Source organism: Bacillus bingmayongensis, from assembly GCF_000299035.1.
Taxonomy (GTDB): Bacteria; Bacillota; Bacilli; order Bacillales; family Bacillaceae_G; genus Bacillus_A; species Bacillus_A bingmayongensis.
Genome location: NZ_AKCS01000028.1, coordinates 1 through 18,954 on the forward strand (window position 1 = coordinate 1; position 18,954 = coordinate 18,954).

Below are 18,954 nucleotides of genomic sequence, written 5' to 3' on the forward strand. Positions count from 1 at the left end.
AGCTTATATTCGGGAGAACAAATTAGAAATCTTTGATATGACACCTTCATTACTTCAATTACTTATAGATGAAGGATTGTTAGAAACAAGCGCTGATGTTCATGTACCAAGCAAGATACTGGTCGGTGGTGAAGCAATCATGCCGTCATTATGGGAACAGCTAGTAGAGACTGAAAAAATTGATTTTTATAACGTATATGGTCCTACAGAATGTACGGTTGATGCAACGTGCTATCATATCAAAACAGATAGTAAGAGAGTTACAATTGGGCGTCCGTTGCCGAACGTTCAAACTTATGTATTGGATAAAAATTTGTTACCTGTTCCAGTTGGTGTAACAGGTGAGCTATATATTGGTGGTGCAGGTATAGCGAGAGGATATTTGAATCGCCCAGAATTAACAGCAGAGCGATTCATCCGTCATCCATTTAATGAAGAAGAGCGTTTATATCGGACGGGAGATTTGGTTCGTTATTTATCTGATGGTAATTTAGACTACTTGGGAAGGATCGATAATCAAGTGAAAATTCGGGGCTTCCGAATTGAACTTGAAGAGATTGAAGCGAATCTAGAGAGTCATCCATTGGTGAAAGAAGCAGTAGTTTTGGTAACAGAGGATAAATTAGGAGAGCAGAGATTGGTCGCTTATGTAGTTGGAGATGGGAGTATACATGAATGGCGTGAATATCTCAAGACACAAGTACCGAATTATATGGTTCCCGCACACTTTATTAAGGTAGATACGATTCCTCTTACAACGAATGGAAAAGTTGATCGAAAGGCATTGAACAGTTTAACTATTCAAAGAGAAAATAACTTCTCTACACCAATCATTCCAAGGGATGAAATTGAATATCAGTTGATTAAAATCTGGCAGGATTTGCTACAGATAGAAGATGTCTATGTAAATGATGATTTCTTTAATAGAGGGGGACATTCTCTCCTTGTAATCAAATTGGTTTCAAAAATTAGGGAGAAGTTTGGAAAAGAGATTAAAGTGTCTACATTGATTAAGAATCCAACAGTGGAAGGAATTGCATGCCTTATTCGTGATAAGCATGGTATGACAAAATCTGTATCAGCTCCAGTTCCACTACAAGAATCAGAGAAAAGACCTTTCTTCTGCGTTCATCCGTTTATGGGGAATGTATTCTGTTACATTCAACTAGCAAGATTGCTTAAGAACCACTGTTCATTTTATGGTTTACAGAATCCTCTCATAGAAAAGAGAGGAATTGACGAGTTGACCTTGTCGGAAGTAATTCAACTTTACATCGAAGAAATAAAACGTGTTCAGCCAGAAGGCCCATATCATCTTGGAGGATGGTCTTTAGGCGGTGCAATTGCTTATAAAATCGCAACTGTACTAAGGAATCAAGGAGAAGAAGTTGAGTTGTTGGTACTCATGGATACTAAAGTACCTTCAGAGGAGGATCATAAAACAAGGGAGGATATGCTCTCATATATATCTAAGCATTTCATTCCTAGAGATCTTACAGAGCAGGAAGGAGAACTCGTCCATCAACAAGATATGCTTGTGGAGCGATTAATTATAGAAGGAGTGCTACCGCCTGATGCAGATCTTATGAATTTGAAGCAAGTTATCAATGCTCATAGGAAATGCCTGAACATCATGGCAGGGCATGATTTGATACCATACTTTGGAGAAGTTATCTACTTTAGTGCTGAGGAAGGAAAAGAGTTGTTTACAGATTGGGGACCTTTATTAAAAGGAAGAGTAAATAAGTATTCAGTCCCTGGATCACATGAAGAAATAGTGGGCTCCCCCGCAGTTGAAAAGATAGCTAAGTATCTACTAAATAAATTAGAAGGAATAAAAGAGACACCCCTTGCATTAATGGAAAAGTAGAGAGCACAAAAGATGCAACTCTATGAACGAAAATTGTGATTATTAAAGTTGTTATTTGAGGGTAGCAGTGTAAACGAATAGGGCAGCCCAATAACTGCACATCAAGTGTAGGAAATTATGAATATATCAAGAGCATTACTTTTTAAGGGGTTAATGTAAAAATTGCTTCATAGAGACATAGAAGCCTATATGAGTTGTTTATAGTATGGTGTAAATGATCTGAAGTTTTTGTACCAGATGCTAATACTTTGGTGATATTGCTGGGGAAAGGTGTATATTTTCATTGATATGTAAATATGCATCTTTTCTATTGTAAATGCAATTTAATAAAGACAAGATATAAAATTAGTTTGAATTTCTGTAACGCACATATATGAAGCCATCCTTTTAAAAAGGAAGTGATTTATCATACAAATTCAAGCTGTGAAAATACCAAAGAATATTGAAAGTCATTTGTTTAAGCAACTTAGTAACTTGATTTCAAATGAGAAGAAAGAACGAATGAAGCGTTTATTAAATTTATGCGATATTAATAGGACTTTGATAGGAGATTTGTTAATCCGATCTCTAGTCTGCCAAAAGTATAAAATTAATAATGAAGAAATTAGATTTATATATAATGAGTATGGAAAACCTTTTGTTGAAAACTTTTCTGACTTTCACTTTAATATTTCACATTCAGGAGAATGGGTGGTTTGTGCCACTGCTAATTCTAATGTAGGGATTGATATAGAGAAAGTTTCAAAAATAGAGGCTCTTAAATTAGCAAATGAATTTTTTTCAGAGGAAGAATTTTATGATATATCTAATATGAATTCTGATGAGCAAATTAATTATTTTTATGATTTATGGACATTAAAAGAAAGTTATATAAAAACGATTGGAAAAGGGCTTTATATACCGTTAAATTCATTTTCTATAAAAAAAGAGTCACGAACTTTAATTTCATATAAGAATATACCTCAAAACTTTTACTTTAGACAATATAACATTGAGCCAAATTATAAGATATCTGCTTGTGCAACAAGGGATGAATTTCCGCAGGAGATAATAATTAAAGACATTTATACAATTTGCCAAAATATAAACAAATTTTAAAGTAAGGAGAAAATCAATGCAGAAGACTAAACTTTTTTGCTTTCCACATGCTGGGGGATCTGCGTTTAGTTACGCAAAATGGAAAAATTACTTTAATCCATATATTGAAGTAGTCCCAATAGAGTTAGCTGGTAGAGGATATAGAATTGAAGAAAGCTTGTACCAAAGTATGGAAGAAGCCGTAAATGATGTCTACACTAGTATAGTTAAGCAGATAGATCATTCGCCCTACATTCTATACGGGCATAGCATGGGAAGTTTAATCGCCTATGAAGTAGCCAGAAAAATACAGGATTCTAAAAACGTATTGCCTGAATTTCTTGTTTTGTCCGGTAGAAATCATCCAGATAGTAAAATAAAAAATATCCGACATAATCTTTCTAATGAACAATTTAAAAGAGAAGTTATTGCAATGGGAGGTACACCATCCGGCGTACTTCAATCAGAAGAATTAATGGAGATTTTTCTCCCCATGCTAAGAGCAGATTTTAAAATTGTCGAGACATATATTCATGACAATCATATACAAGCATGTGATATTGATTTTCTTATATTTAATGGGAAAAATGACGCATTTACTACATATGATCAGATAATAAAATGGGAGCAATACACAAGTAAAACTTGTACTTTTCATTCTTTTGAAGGTAATCATTTCTTTCTAAATGAAAATATTGAAGAAATAGCAAATAGAATTATAAGAAAGTTAGATTCTAAAAGATTTTTAACTAGTTTTTAGAGTTTTTTAAGGGTTCTGTTGCAAAGTTTTCTACATGAAGATACACTCTAGAAAACAAGATTTAGGAGAATCAGACATGAGGTATTTTAAAGGAAAACAATTCAAGAAAGATATTATTTTAGTAGCTGTCGGCTACTACTGCCGTTTTTCTTTAAGTTATCGCGATGTATCTGAAATCCTGAAAGAACGTGGTATTTCAGTTCACCCAACAACCATCATGCGATGGGTTCATGAATATGGCAATCTCATCTATCAAATTTGGAAAGTGAAAAATAAATCTGCACGCTTATCTTGGCATTTGGATGAGACTTATATCAAAGTTAAGGGAGAATGGCGTTATCTCTATCGTGCAATTGATAAAGATGGACACACATTGGATATTCAACTTCGTAAAAAACGGGATCATCAGGCTGCCTATGCCTTCATGAAAAGATTAGTAAAACATTTTGGAGAACCAACGGTTCTCACTACAGACAAAGCGCCGGCATTACTTTGCGCATTTAACAAATTAAGAAAACAAGGATTTTATCAAACTACAATCCATCGTACAATCAAACATTTAAACAATCTTATTGAACAGGATCATAGGCATGTAAAGAGACGTTTTGTCAAATCCGCAGGATTTCAAAATCTTCGTCATGCTTCACGTACGATAAAAGGTATCGAGACCATTCATGCCCTATATAAACAAAGGCGAAGTCTTCAAAGAGACTCCGCCTTTTCAACGTACAATGAACTTCAACAATTACTAGCTATTTCCTAAACATTGTTCCTCATTTACCAACCTGTTTATGCTTTTTTCAAACTTTGCAACAGAACCCAATAACGTCTCCCATTTTTACACCCTCTTCTTTGTTAATTTAAGTAATACTTTGCTCAAGCTTTCTTCCGTAAGGTTCTCCGCATCCACAAAATCTGATACTGTAAAAGCAGACTCTGTTGTTGGTTTATTTATAAGTTGACGAAGATGCCTCAACATACCATCTGCTATCGCTTGAATTTTCAACCTAGAAAACTGTTCTCTACTATACATCCAAACAAAATGTAACTTCTCATCTTTTACCATACCGATAACCTCAATTAGATGAGATGGCTTGGAATCTGGAGCATGATCTAAAAATGTAAACCCTGTCTCTTGTATAAACAAAGATTCCTTTGAAAACACTTGATCAAATTGGCCCAAATAGTTAAAGCTTATTGAAGGCTTTTGCTGATAAAACGGAAGTAATTCTTTTTTCAAGTAACGTAAAATACCATAGTCAACTCCGCGATTCGGAATTTGACGCAATTGATTTTTTACAACCTTTAATCCTTCAATAGGTGTTTTAGTTCCTTGAAAATTTAGATGAACAGGATAAATACTCGTGAACCAGCCCACTGTCCGTGATAGATCAATACCTTCAATCATCTCTTCTCTCCCGTGTCCTTCTAGATGAATAGAAACTGTTTTCTGATTTGTACAATCAACAATAGCTTGTCCTAATGCCGCCAATAGTACCTCGTTAATCCTTGTCTTATGAGTCACTGGGACTTCTTGTAACAATGTATGTGTTTCTTTTACTCCTAAAGTCCTCGTCACTTGATCAATCGATTCTTCTGTTGTTTCTTGTATTGGATAGTCCATTGGAATTTTCATCGTTTCTTTTTCTACTTGTTCATTCCAATAATTTTGTACTTCTTTTGAAATACCCGAATCACTGTATGTCTGAAGTCGTTCCGACCACTCTTTAAAAGATGTACTTTTCGCAGGTAAACTAACTTCTTGATCTTGTTTCATCTGGTTATATACCGCCTGTAAATCTTCCAATAGAATTCTCCACGATACTCCATCTACTACTAAATGATGAATCACCCAGAATAGTAGATCATTCCCAGTCAAGGTGTCCTCAAAGTAAACTACTCTCATTAACGGACCAGTAACTAAATTGAAACTAGCTTGATTAATGTTCATCTCTTCTTGTATTATTTTATTCCACACTTGTTCATTAGCTTTTTTCCGTTTTATTACATGAAGTACTGACTGCTCATTAGTGCCTTCATTTCTCTGCCTCCACGTTCCATTTGGTAACTGTTCGTATCGGAAACGTAAAGCATCATGATGTTTGAGTAAATTTAATATTGCTCCCTCTAGTAACTTCACATCCAATCTCTCTTTTACTCTTAAAAGCATCGATTGATTCCAATGCTCCGGACGTGGATGTTCTTGTTCGAAGAACCAGTACTGAATTGGAGTAAGAGGCACATCTCCTGTCACAATTCCCTGCTCCGCTTGTACTCCTTGTGTTTCTATAGCCACTTGTGCCAGCTCCGCAATAGTTGGGCATTCAAACATTTGCTTTGGAGTAAGTTTTAACCCCACTTGACTTGCTTGAGATATGATTTGAATACTGAGAATCGAGTCGCCACCAATTTCAAAGAAATTATCATAAATTCCTACCTTTTTAACACCTAATACTTGCTTCCAGATGGTAGCTAGTATCTTTTCGTTGCTATTACGAGGGGCAACACATTCACTGTTAATCTGCTTTTCATCCGGCATAGGTAAGGACTCACGATCAACTTTACCGTTGGCAGTTAGAGGAATGGCTTCCATTGTCACAAATCCTGAAGGGACCATATAGCTCGGTAGTTTCGCTTTAAGATACTCTCTCCACTCGCCTACATTTCCATCTCCTACAACATATGCTACTAATCGTTTATCACCCAGTTGATCTTCTCTAACAATTACAACAGCTTCTTTTATAGATGCATATACATTTAAAGTAGACTCAATCTCTCCAATCTCAATTCGGAAACCACGTATTTTAACCTGATGATCAATTCTTCCACGATAATCCAGATTTCCATCCGGCAAATATCTCGCTAAGTCTCCTGTCCGATATAATCTTGCTTTCGGATCACTACTAAATGAATGAGGTATAAAGCGCTCTGCAGTTAATTCAGGTCTATTTAAATACCCACGTGCAAGCCCTGCCCCACCAATATAAAGCTCACCATCTACACCTATAGGTACCGGTTGTTGATAAGCGTCTAGTATATACACTTCTAAATCTGGAATCCGCTTTCCAATATTACTTCTTGAAGCATGCTGCACATCATCTTGAGTAATTGGATAATATGTAACATGAACTGTAGTTTCTGTAATTCCATACATATTAATTAACTGTGGTTCTTTGTCCCCATACATTTGAAACCATGGTAACAAACTAATAGGTTCTAACGTTTCTCCGCCAAATATCACATAACGCAGCTGCAAGTTTTTATTCTTATCTTCTTGTTCACACACTTGTATTAATTGTCGAAACGCGGAAGGTGTCTGATTTAGAACTGTGACTTCTTCCTCTATCAATAATTGATAAAAATCCTTAGGCGACCGACTAATCCAGTATGGAACAACAACCAATTTCCCACCATATAATAATGCTCCCCAAATTTCCCATACTGAGAAATCAAATGCATAAGAATGAAAAAGAGTCCAAGTATCTTTTTCATTAAACTGATACCAACAATCCGTCGATTTAAATAAACGAATGACATTGTGATGCTCTATCATAACGCCCTTTGGATTCCCTGTTGATCCCGAAGTATAGATTACGTAAGCTAAGTTTTGGGAACTTACATCGGAAACCGGCAAGGTCTTACTTTCTTGTTCAATCTTATCTCTTTCACGATCCAGGCAAATCGATTTAATATTTTCTGGTAACCATTTCAATTGTTTTAAACCTTCTTGCGTTACGAATAATTGAATGCTAGCATCCTCTAAAATATATTGAAGTCGCTGCTCTGGATATGTTGGATCAAGTGGAACATAAGCTCCACCAGCCTTCAAAATCCCTAAAATACCTACAATCATTTCTAAAGAACGTTCAACGCACAGTCCAACTAAAGTATCAGGTCCTACTCCTTTTTTCTGCAGATAATGAGCTAACTGATTTGCACGTTCATTTAGCTCCCTATAAGTAACTTTTCCTCTTTCATACGTAACTGCAATAGCATTTGGACAAATCATAGCTTGCTGTTCGAACAATTCATGAATAGTTACTTGAGGTGGAAAATCAAGCTTAGGATTATTAAACTCTACTAAACTTTTTCTTTTATCTTCATCAGAAATGATTTCGATTTCAGCTACCTTCTGCTTTGGGTTTTCAAAAGTGTTTTCTATTATCGCTAACATAACGTTAAAAAAACGTTTTATCTCTTCTTTAGAAAATAGCTCCTCACGATAATCAATATGTACATGTAAAGAGTCTATATCAATTAAATTTTCAATATGCACTGCAAAATCTTGTACCTCTTCACGGTTTGGAATCCATAGTGAGTCACCACTTTCATCACGATCTCTATAATCAATCGTAGTTCCGAAAAGTCTCACATTGCTGTTATTCTCTTTATTAATCTGCTTTAATAACAAATCAAATGGATATTTCTGATGTCTTAATGATTTACTTTGTTTTCTGGACACCCTACCAATAAATGAAAGCACTTCTTCTTCTGGATCAATATCCATTCTTAAAGGAACTGTACTCACCATCATTCCAATCAATTCACGTTCCATTTTAGTCATGCGGTTGCCGTAAGCCATTCCTAATGCAATATCAAGCGATGAGGTCCACCGATACATGGATAACGAGAAAGCAGCAACAAAAAGGGTATATAAACTAAATTTGTAATCTTCAGAAAATTTTTCTATCTTTCTCTTCAAATGCTCCGATAATATAAACGTCTCGCGTGATGCTTTGGTACTAACTTGGTACGTATTATAGGGCTTCAATCCGGTCACAGATGGAAGTGTTTTAAATTCCTCTAACCAGAATTTTTGATCTTTTTGAAAGCGACTACTATTCAAGTATGTTTGTTCATTGGCCAGAAATTGAACATATGAATTTTTAATTTCGCCTTCCTCAGTCTCGTTATGCATTTCATAATAATATTTTGCAATCTGACTGGTAAATATTTGGATTGATAAACCATCCATGATAATATGATGAACATTCCCAAAGACTGCACATTCATTATCGTTTAATTTTATTAAAGCGAAATAATATAAATTTGAATTAAATAATGTAAACGTTTCTTTTGTTTTCTGCTCAATCCATTCCTCAAGCAAATCTGAATCCTCCACAGAACTGAAATCGAAAAACTCAAATTCTTGTTCTTCATGTTTAATAAAATATTGTTTAGGTTCCTGATGCCCATTTTCTTTTAATCTGATGCACAGACCGTCATTTTCACTGATAACACGATTCACAACTTGGTTTAATTTTGAATAATTCATTTTTCGATGAAGTTTAAATAAGAATCTTAAATTACATATCCCTTTATCAGAATGAATAACTTCTGTATACCATATTCTTCGCTGCGGGTGACTTAATGGATAACATTCCTCATTGGTCATAAAAAATCTTCCCTTCAAAAATTATTTACTCTTATAGGCTCGTGTTTATGTTTAGCCCATAAATATTTCTGCAGTGAAACTCCAATTACTCCAATGATGATAAGCCCAATCCCGCCATAAACATAGAGTTGAGTTACTCCAACCAAATGCACTAATGGGCCACTCATAGCAGGAGAAATAATTAGAACTGCGTTTGTTAAACTGCTTTGTATACCAAATACTCTTCCTACTTGATCTTGATCGGATTCTATTTGTAAAATAACTTGATTAGATACAAGCATCAATCCACTTCCAATCCCAGCGATAAAACTAATCAAATAGGCCAAAACGAAGACCGTACCGGGCGTTATCAGGCCAATCCCTCCAAAACCAATTCCCATTAAAACCATACCCCCACATACTACCCAACCATATTGAAATTGTTTTAATTTTTGAGTTAGTAATGCACCAAGTATTCCCCCAAGACCAATAATAGAAATGATATATCCCATTTTACTTTTATCATGTGGAAATAAGCTCTTAAATAAAGTAGGGAACTGCGAGTCTACTAATTGTAATACTGCCATAGCTATTGTAACGAAAATCATAGTTGATAATATTATCCGATTAGATAATACATAACTCCACCCTTGTAACCAAGCGGCCCAAGTGCTTTGCTTTTCCCTATCAACAGGTTTTCTTAAAAGAGTTTCTTTGAATTTTATTGTGGGCATCAGAATCAAAGTTGCTAGTAAACAACTTATCGCTCTTATAATGAGACAGAACTCTGGCTGAAACCAGCTCAACAACACTCCTCCTATAAGTGGACCTACTATCTTGGTTCCCTGCTCGACTATTCCGTTGATACTTACTGCCTTAGTAAGCAACTCTGGGGATACAATCTGTCTTGTTAGTGTTTGCTGTGCAGGATAATAAAAAACAATAAAAATAGAACGAATCATTAATGCTAATAAGAGCCAATGGATACTTTGTACAAATAAAAGAGCAATTGTTATTAGACCAACCATCAGATTACAGAACATCATAATTGGAATTTTTCTAAAACGATCTGCAATAACACCTGCCCATGAGCCAAAGATAATTCCAGGAAGTGCATATGCAACAGGAATCAACCCAATCATGGTAGGATCTACTTCCCATTCAAACCCAACAATAGTCATAATGGCTAACATATCAATAAAAACACCAAGCATAAGCAATGAATAGGCAGAGAAAACTTGTAAATAAATCCTATTTCCTAATAGGCTTTTTGAATCGGTAGTTTTCATAAAATGTGCTCCTTAAATTTACTAAAACGGATGTTTTTGTGTACACAATACCTCTTTTTTGCACATAATTTATAACTCTACATATATCTACCTAAAATTTAATACTATTCAAACTTCAATAACTATAAAATTCAATATCTTTGGTTTAATTTATGCATTCAAATATATTTATTTTTAGTTCTTACACATTCACTTCTGACTTTAAATGATCTTTTTCACCTATAAACGTAGACGAATTAAATGATTTCTAGTTATATCGTCATTACAACAACAGTAAAAAACGAGAATATTTCATTAATTTATCTGAACAATTTTCTTTGATTTTCATATTCTACAAGCCAAAACTCTACTCAATGAAAATAATCAATTAATAGCTCTGTAACCCTAAAATTTACAATAGTTAAACCATCCAAATCAAACCCCTTTTCAGAATTGTCTTTTTTTTCTATTTAAAATACTATCACACAACTTTTCTAGCTACTATCTTCATAAAGTTGAAATAATCAAATTAGAAAATTCAGATAAAAAATAGGATAATTTACCAAATCACCAATTGCATTGATTATAAAAGACCTTATTTTGTCCTGAATTAAAGCTAATGCGTAAATACAAACAAAACCAGCAAAACACCTTTTATATGTCGTACTGGTTTTGTTGAAGTCCATCTTGAATTGTAGCTAGTTCAACGTGATCATAAATTCTGAGTTCGGTGTCCCAGCAAATACAACAGTTCCGTTCTTCGGCAGTTTTACTTTGTTATTGCCGCTCACAACGGTAAAATTAACGCAAACTCCCTTCTCATCATACACCGCGAACGAACTCTTCGATGGCAACGTTACGGACATTATTTTCCCGACTGCCGATTGCGGGATTGTAAACCATTTCGCATGCCCATTTGCTTGCAGCGTAACTTTGGATGATTGGCCTGCATCAATTGGTTTTACGTTAGATTCACTTACGTATAACAACCCAGCCATCTCCATATATTCATTGCTGCCTTCTGTATAGAAGTGCGTTTCCGTCGTATCACGGCCATTCATCACAGGAATCTGGAGCTGATGCGTTGCGGTATTCGGACCTGTAATTTTTCTGCCATCCCAATAGCCCGCCAGGCCTTCCTTGCGAGTAATTTGTGTAGTAAGAAGTTTCGGTTGTACGAGATATTCAATAGAACTAAATTTCTCGTTCACAAGATAGAACTTGACGCCTTCCCGCTTTGCCCATGCAGCAGCGGCTTTCTTCGATAGCACGTTGTCTTCTAGTTTCTCAGCTAAATAGTGAGTCATCACACCTTGCCCTAAGCCTGGATGCGATTTATATGCGCTCTCCCTCAAATAAGTTCTTCCATTCTTCTCGGTCACGAAGTTGAGCTTGGAAGTACCCTTCTCATTAATAAAGCTTCCATCTGCAGTATATACATATTTTTCTTCTGGTTCTGGTGCAAAAAATTCAAGGCTCTTGCAAGTAATCTCCTAAACTTGGACATACTGATAGTATGAATCTAAAAAAGGTGTGATCAGTATGGAAAAGGAAAATTTGTTTAAATGGAAACATTATCAGCCTGAACTAATCTTATTAACGGTAAGGTGGTACCTACGGTACAATTTGAGCTTCCGTAACCTGGTAGAAATGATGGAGGAAAGAGGATTATCAATGGCTCACACCACCATTATGCGTTGGGTTCATCAATATGGACCTCAATTAGAAGAGAAAGTACGACATCATCTTAAATTAACAAATGATTCGTGGAGAGTCGATGAAACTTATATTAAAGTAAAAGGTCAATGGATGTACTTATATCGTGCAGTTGATTCAGAGGGGAATACAATTGATTTTTATCTAAGTAAATCAAGAGATAAGCAAGCAGCCAAGCGCTTTTTCAAGAAAGCCTTGGCTTTTTCGTATGTTTCTAAACCTCGCGTGATAACTGTAGATAAGAACCTTGCCTATCCTGTAGCGATTCAAGAGTTGAAAGAAGAGAAACATATGCCTGAAGGCATACAACTAAGGCAAGTTAAATATCTCAATAATATAGTGGAACAAGACCACCGGTTTATTAAAAAACGAGTTCGTTCTATGTTAGGATTAAAGTCATTTAAAACAGCAATCTCTATATTGAGTGGTGTTGAAGCCATGCATATGATGAAAAAGGGGCAACTTGTTTTACCGGGCAAGTCTGTCCAAAACCAGAAAGAATTTATTCATAAATTGTTTGGCTTAGCTTCATAAGATAGAAATCAAGAGAAAATTGCTACTCTATGTTTCTAACTAATATTTTTGCACCAGAACCATATAGTGGAACAAGATCACCGTTTCATTAAGAAACGTGTACGTTCTATGTTAGGATTCAAGTCATATGAAACAGCCACTTCTATATTGAGTGGCGTTGAAACCATGCATATGATGAAAAAAGGACAACTTCACTTACAGGTGAAGTCTGCCCAAAATGAAGTTAGATTCATACATAAATTATTTGGAATTGCATCATAATCTACCATTGAACAGTCTATGCAGGTTTCTATGCCTCTATCAAATGATTTTTGCACCAGAACCCTTAATCTTATATCTTGTTCAAAACAAACGCTTCAAGATCCCTTTCCGTAAAGTCATTCTCAACTTGATGAACAATGCCGTTTTTCAATACAAGAATCTCATCGCCGATTTTATGAGAAATCGGAATCATATGTGTTGAAATGAATACGATGTTTCCTTTACTTACATATTCTTTCAATTTTTTATGCATCATATCAATATTTATTGGATCCAACGACACTAACGGTTCATCTAATAACAACACTTTAGGTTGCAACAAAAAAGCAATCGTCAAAGCTAATTGATGCTTCATTCCATGAGAGTAATTGACTACTAGTTCATCCGAAAAAGATTGTATACCTGAATATTCAATGAAAATCTTTAATTTCTCTCTTGTCATATTCATATTATGTAATTTTTGTACAAAATCTAGATTATCAAATCCTGATAAGAAATCCAGAAATGTAGGTTTTTCTGATACATAATAGCAAACTTCATCCAATTTTTGACGTGGATTAGTTTCGATACTACCTCCGTTATAATGCAACATGCCAGATAAAATCTTCATCAAGGTTGTTTTTCCAACGCCGTTTCTTCCCAATAAACAGTAAACTTTCCCAGATTCAAGCTGAAAATTGGCTTTCTTTAAAATTTCTTGCTTGTATGTTTTTTGTAAATTTGTCACTGTAATTTTCATAAATATCTCACTCCACAATAAATTCTAACAATTTCGGAGTCACAAATGCTTCTATAAAAGAAGCAATTAAAAAAATACATACCATGACACCAATAAGCTTCATAATTTCATTCCTGCTCTCAACATAGAATATCTTTTTCTTATACACCCAATTAATCAAAAATCTGAAGCTAATCGTAGAAAGATATACATTAATTGAAATCGCAACAACTTCAACAACACCATGAGTCAATAAAGCTGTGAGCGAATACAGAAAAGACCCACTGTACGTATACGCACCATAAGCAGCAAAAACAATTAGGTAAAAATCATACAAGAAAAATACAGTTGAAATAACTCCAAAAGACAAAATACCTAATAAAATAAAAGTGAAAGAAGACAAAGTGTTATGAATAAAAATGTCATACCACTGTACATACTTGACTAATTCCGAACTGTTAACTCTCTCCAATGCTACATCACTAAAAAAAATAAAGATGTACGCACTTGCAAACAAAACTCCATAAATCAACAAAATCCAAAGAACCATTTTGTTAAAAATTTTTTTCAAATCAATCAAATTAATCATATTTAAATCCTCTTATTTTCGCAATTTTATCCACAGTCCATATGCTTAATCCATATACACAAAAAATAGGAACAAAATAAGAAAAGACTATGTTAATAAGACCAAAACCATGCAGTAAAAACTGAACCCCAGCAATAATCAAGAAAAATATAATAATATATAATTTCCCAATCTTTTTAAAAAATTTTTCATCAAACAATACTTCAAATCTATAAATACATCTGCAATACAAATACATACTACAAATAATTAATACAGATCCCAACAGAAAGAATCTCAAAGCAGTCGTATCAAACTGTACTGTTTTTGTCAGAAAAAAAATTCCAATCATCAAAGTGAATTGTACTAATAAAGGAAAAGACAACATAAAAGCAGTATAAAACGTAGTAGTACTATGTCTTTTGCAAAGCAATATAACTCGAACTGTATCATAGTTCAAAAACAAAACAACTAGTATATAAGCTGAAAAATAAGAAATATCCACCATTTGCACACCAATCAGAGAGCTAAACATAAGTACAAAAAGAGTTCCAATATACACAAGTAAAAAATCAGTATTTACAATCCCATATGCCCTTGAAAAGTTCAAGAATATATACAAAGAATGCTTCTTCAAAAACGAATAATCCATAAAATGAGATGGTCTTTCCTTTTCAATACACAACTTTTCTGAAAAGAAATACAACAAACTACTACAAACAAAAATAACGATAAATACAAAAACATAACTTATTAGATTAATCTTATACTCGTATAAATTAAATTCCGACAACACTTCCAAATTCGTGATTGATTTCGCCAATCCCTCATTTAAAATATTATGAAACAAAGCACTCAAAAAAGAATACAAATATGTTTGATATAAGGATAAAACAAGACAAATACAGATATAAAAAATTGGCATCAACAACCTATGAATTCCAACTGTATATCTATCACTAAATACAAAAACAACAAATTTAACGAAACCAATTATGAATCCCATATATAATAAACCAATTAAAGATTGTCCCATAAAACTGAATCCTGTAATCCCATTTAAAATTGTCTGCATAATAAAAAAAGGAAGCGAAAATAAAAAGATAAACCCCCAAGTCAGTACAACACCAAGATACTCATTCATCAAAATCAATCTTTTTTTCTGTTTAAAAGCAAGATTACTTTCAATTGCATAACTACGAAGATCAGCACTAACGCTATAGTTAATCATCATAAGAACACACAACAAAATATAAAGAATAATGATAATATTCATTCTTTCTATAGATAATGGAATGTAATGGAACAAAATTTGAAACAGCGATGCCAATACAAACCAAAAAACATATATAACCAAGAGTGAAACTTTAAGATATGATTTTAAATGAAATAGAAAACGGCGTACCGTACTTGATTGTAATCCAAGTCCGTCGCCGGCATATAACATATGATTCAATAAAATTTTGCATATTTTGCTAGTTAATAGATAAATGAACTGTAAGTTCAAATTAAATCCCACTTTCTCTCTATAAATAAAACCCTCTTTTCAAAATTTTGTTTTAATTCTCTATCTTAATGCTTAGCTAATGTTTCAATATGATTATCTAACAAATACGTGATAAGTGAATCACCAAGTACGCTAATAACCAACGCAACAACATTCCAACTAAATGCTACTGTCAATGCCTTTTTCAAACCTTTACCAGCCTTCCATGCTCTTCGTGCACGATATAATCCTGTAAGTGCTGCTGAATAAGATAATCCTGAAACAATGTTAGCCATTTCGAACGTCACACCCATGCGTGCTAATGATACAATTACAGTCATTGCAGCACATAAGCCTAAGATACCTAATAACTCTTTTTTTGAATTTTTCAAAGTAAATGTATTCATTTTCCTTTACCCTCCTAAAGAAATATTTGAAAAAACAAGATAACTAATAAAAACAAAAATTGTGAAAAGAAGAGGTTTTAACCAATGTACATCAGCCAACTTTTTTAGCAACCAAAAAAGAACAATAAAGCCAAGAATCAACAATGGATTTGTAACAATTACCAAGAAACTAACATTACCTTTGTATAAAAACAATTCCCATATAACCACTAGAGACAATAAAAAATTAAAAATAAGTGTTATACGATAGAAAGTCTTAAAATCTATCAAAATTCTAAAAATAAATCTTGCAACCAAATAAGCAATACATGCTCCAAAAAACATTTGAACAATAATAAAAAGTATAATCAGAACAATTATAATTCCTATAATTGCAAAACCAGGTGTTCCTTTTTCATTAATTAAATCAATTAAAGCACGAAATTCACTTGTTCCCATGTCCATGTAGATCGAAATTACCACAGAAACAACCGAAAAAATAAATGCAATTCCAAATAAAATATATGTAGTAAATTTACCGCTTTTAATCCAATTCATCATTTTTTATACCTTCCTCATATTTATAACTATAATTCGCAATAACATAAAAATTAGTTTTTTCAAAATAATCAATCTTACAAAATCTATTATAATATTACAAATAATTACTTTCAAGATAATATTTGGGTTTTTGTATTTTTTATCAAAATATACATATTTGGACTTTAGTTGATAAAGAAAAATAACGATCTAGAAAATCGTTACTTTTTTGTGCTTAAAAGGTTTGTATAGAAATAAAAAAAGACTTCATATATTGAATTCATCAACATATGAAGTCTTGTGTTTTATCAATCTATTTTATTGCTTTAATAGCATGTACCTTATAATCAATCAGTTGTGATATATGGGTACCAATCATCTTCTATTTCTTTAACTTTCTTCATACTGTTTCCACGAGTATGAATTCTATACATTGGCTGGTTCTGTTGCGAAGTTTTGTTAAGGTTAAGTGGTGCCAACAAAAAGTTATACATTTTATGCGATTGTTAGTAGCTCCTGTAATTCATTGTATGTCGAAAAACCGAAGTCTGAGCCAAGACTTCGGTTTCGTTTATATAGAGCATGAATGGTTTCGATGCCTTTCAAGGTACGGGAAGCGTGGTGAAGATTTTGAAATCCTGCGGATTTGGAAAAACATCGCTTCACATGCCTATGGTCCTGTTCAATGAGATTGTTCAAATGCTTGATTGTACAATGAGTTGTATGTATATAAAAGCCTTGTTCTCTTAATTTGTTAAATGCGCAAAGTAATGCTGGTGCTTTGTCTGTAGTGAGAACCGCTGGTTCTCTAAACGTTTTGACTAATCTTTTCATAAAGGCATAGGCAGCCTGATGATCCCGTTTTTTACGAAGTTGAATATCCAATGTGTGCCCGTCTTTATCAATTGCACGATATAAATAACACCATTTTCCTTTGACTTTTATATAGGTTTCATCTAGTTTCCAAGATAATTGAACGTTTTTATTTTTCTTCTTCCAAATTTGATAGATAAGATTTCCATATTCATGAATCCAGCGCATGATGGTTGTTGGGTGAACCGAAACACCACGTTCTTTCAAGATTTCAGATACATCACGATAGCTTAAAGAAAAACGACAATAGTAGCCCACGGCTACCAAAATAATATCTTTTTTAAACTGTTTCCCTTTAAAATACCCCATATATCATTCTCCTGCTCACACTTTTTCTACAGGTTATCTTAGTTTAGAAATCTTTGCAACAGAACCAATTTATTCATAAATTGTTTGGCTTAGCTTCATAAGATAGAAATCAAGAGAAAATTGCTACTCTATGTTTCTAACTAATATTTTTGCACCAGAACCATTTTTTATATAGTAGAAGTGAAGAAAGGGTCGTGGGTGCTTTGGGATTTTGAATCCGTAAAAAAAACTGACCTTCTTCACTTACCCTATTTAAATCAGTTTTTAGGGTTCTGTTGCAAAGTTCTTTAACAGATAAAAAGTCAAATTCAGTACAATCAAATTTTATGCAATAGTAAGTAATCGCTGTAATTCATCGTACGTTGAAAAACCGAAGTTTGGCCGCAAACTCCGGTTTCGTTTATATAGAGCATGAATCGTTTCGATTCCTTTAATCGTACGAGAAGCATGACGTAGATTTTGAAATCCTGCAGATTTAGCAAAGCATCGCTTTATATGTCTATGATCCTGTTCAATACGATTGTTCAAATACTTGCTTGTATAATGAATAGTACGTGCATAAAAGCTTTGTTCCTTTAACTTGTTCCATGCACAAAGTAATGCTGGAGCTTTGTCTGTTACGAGAACCATCGGTTCTCCAAATATTTTCACTCATCTTTTCATAAAAGCATATGCTGCTTGTGTGTCCCGTTTTTGACGAAGTTGAATATCAAGGGTTTGTCCCTCTTTATCAATTGCTCGATATAAATAACACCATTTCCCTTTCACCTTGATATAGGTTTCATCCAAACGCCAAGATAACAATATGTTTTTGTTTTTCTTTTTCCAAATGTGATAGATAAGATTTCCATATTCATGAACTCAGCGCATAATGGTTGTAGGATGAACGGAGACACCACGCTCTCTTAGGATTTCAGATACATCGCGATAGCTTAAAGAAAAACGACAATAGTAGCCCACGGCTACTAAAATAATATCTTTCTTGAACTGTTTTCCTTTAAAGTATCGCATTTGTGATTCTCCTTGTTCTTTTTTTCTAGAGTGTAGCCTCCTTTAGAAAACTTTGCAACAGAACCATTAATAGTCTCATAAAACTGGTCCACAATATTCCCCATCTCTTTATATCTTCGGAAACTTTGCACCAGAACCATACATACCATTCATATATCCCTTATTATATAAGAAAATGAGCACATCCTCTTATAAATGAAAGG

The 18,954-nt window shown here is 33.8% G+C and carries 13 protein-coding genes and 3 pseudogenes; 6 read left to right on the top strand and 10 right to left on the bottom strand.

Annotated elements, in window-relative coordinates; translation table 11 throughout:
• The 4 genes from Y7E_RS29170 to Y7E_RS0105650 form a co-directional block, all read left to right on the top strand.
• The coding region (locus Y7E_RS29170; RefSeq protein ID WP_017150316.1) for an AMP-binding protein at window positions 1-1,870 on the top strand (1,870 nt) is incomplete at its 5' end.
• Between the two features lie 423 nt (window positions 1,871-2,293).
• Window positions 2,294-2,968 carry a 4'-phosphopantetheinyl transferase family protein gene (locus Y7E_RS0105640; protein WP_017150317.1) on the top strand — a complete coding sequence of 225 codons (675 nt, stop codon included), beginning with the start codon at window positions 2,294-2,296 and terminating at the stop codon, window positions 2,966-2,968.
• Window positions 2,969-2,984: 16 nt separating this feature from the next.
• Window positions 2,985-3,707: a thioesterase II family protein gene (locus Y7E_RS0105645; protein ID WP_017150318.1), complete on the top strand. Its 723-nt coding sequence runs from the start codon at window positions 2,985-2,987 to the stop codon at window positions 3,705-3,707.
• Window positions 3,708-3,783: 76 nt separating this feature from the next.
• On the top strand, window positions 3,784-4,470 hold the full coding sequence (locus Y7E_RS0105650) for an IS6 family transposase (protein ID WP_017150319.1): 687 nt from the start codon (window positions 3,784-3,786) through the stop codon (window positions 4,468-4,470).
• 75 nt (window positions 4,471-4,545) lie between these two features.
• On the opposite strand, the gene Y7E_RS0105655 is transcribed toward Y7E_RS0105650, so the two are convergent.
• The 3 genes and pseudogenes from Y7E_RS0105655 to Y7E_RS0105665 all read right to left on the bottom strand — a co-directional run.
• The gene (locus tag Y7E_RS0105655; RefSeq protein ID WP_017150320.1) at window positions 4,546-9,102 is read right to left on the bottom strand and encodes a non-ribosomal peptide synthetase; all 4,557 of its coding nucleotides are present in this window, start codon (window positions 9,100-9,102) and stop codon (window positions 4,546-4,548) included.
• Window positions 9,103-9,116: 14 nt separating this feature from the next.
• Window positions 9,117-10,370 carry an MFS transporter gene (locus tag Y7E_RS0105660; RefSeq protein WP_017150321.1) on the bottom strand — a complete coding sequence of 418 codons (1,254 nt, stop codon included), beginning with the start codon at window positions 10,368-10,370 and terminating at the stop codon, window positions 9,117-9,119.
• A gap of 677 nt (window positions 10,371-11,047) precedes the next feature.
• A pseudogene (locus Y7E_RS0105665) lies at window positions 11,048-11,803 on the bottom strand (serine hydrolase); the annotation flags it as partial.
• Window positions 11,804-11,891: 88 nt separating this feature from the next.
• Between Y7E_RS0105665 and Y7E_RS0105670 the strand changes: the two are divergent.
• A complete protein-coding gene (locus tag Y7E_RS0105670; protein WP_017150323.1) occupies window positions 11,892-12,599 on the top strand; it encodes an IS6 family transposase in 708 nt (235 codons plus the stop codon).
• A 57-nt stretch (window positions 12,600-12,656) separates the two neighbouring features.
• A pseudogene (locus Y7E_RS29175) lies at window positions 12,657-12,860 on the top strand (DDE-type integrase/transposase/recombinase); the annotation flags it as partial.
• A 70-nt stretch (window positions 12,861-12,930) separates the two neighbouring features.
• Here the strand turns inward: Y7E_RS29175 and Y7E_RS0105675 are convergent.
• The 7 genes and pseudogenes from Y7E_RS0105675 to Y7E_RS29180 all read right to left on the bottom strand — a co-directional run bounded on the left by Y7E_RS0105675 (window position 12,931) and on the right by Y7E_RS29180 (window position 18,751).
• The gene (locus tag Y7E_RS0105675) at window positions 12,931-13,599 is read right to left on the bottom strand and encodes an ATP-binding cassette domain-containing protein (RefSeq protein ID WP_017150325.1); all 669 of its coding nucleotides are present in this window, start codon (window positions 13,597-13,599) and stop codon (window positions 12,931-12,933) included.
• A gap of 7 nt (window positions 13,600-13,606) precedes the next feature.
• Entirely contained in the window at window positions 13,607-14,167 is a 561-nt protein-coding gene (locus Y7E_RS0105680) for a stage II sporulation protein M (protein WP_017150326.1), read from the bottom strand.
• A complete protein-coding gene (locus tag Y7E_RS0105685) occupies window positions 14,160-15,422 on the bottom strand; it encodes a hypothetical protein (protein ID WP_154652010.1) in 1,263 nt (420 codons plus the stop codon). The genes Y7E_RS0105680 and Y7E_RS0105685 overlap by 8 nt, the downstream gene beginning before the upstream one ends.
• Window positions 15,423-15,718: 296 nt before the next feature.
• Entirely contained in the window at window positions 15,719-16,039 is a 321-nt protein-coding gene (locus Y7E_RS0105690) for a hypothetical protein (RefSeq protein ID WP_017150328.1), read from the bottom strand.
• Between the two features lie 6 nt (window positions 16,040-16,045).
• Entirely contained in the window at window positions 16,046-16,579 is a 534-nt protein-coding gene (locus tag Y7E_RS0105695; protein ID WP_017150329.1) for a hypothetical protein, read from the bottom strand.
• Between the two features lie 474 nt (window positions 16,580-17,053).
• A complete protein-coding gene (locus Y7E_RS0105705; RefSeq protein ID WP_017150330.1) occupies window positions 17,054-17,740 on the bottom strand; it encodes an IS6 family transposase in 687 nt (228 codons plus the stop codon).
• Between the two features lie 324 nt (window positions 17,741-18,064).
• Window positions 18,065-18,751 (bottom strand): annotated as a pseudogene (locus Y7E_RS29180) (IS6 family transposase).
• Window positions 18,752-18,954: the final 203 nt, after the last annotated feature.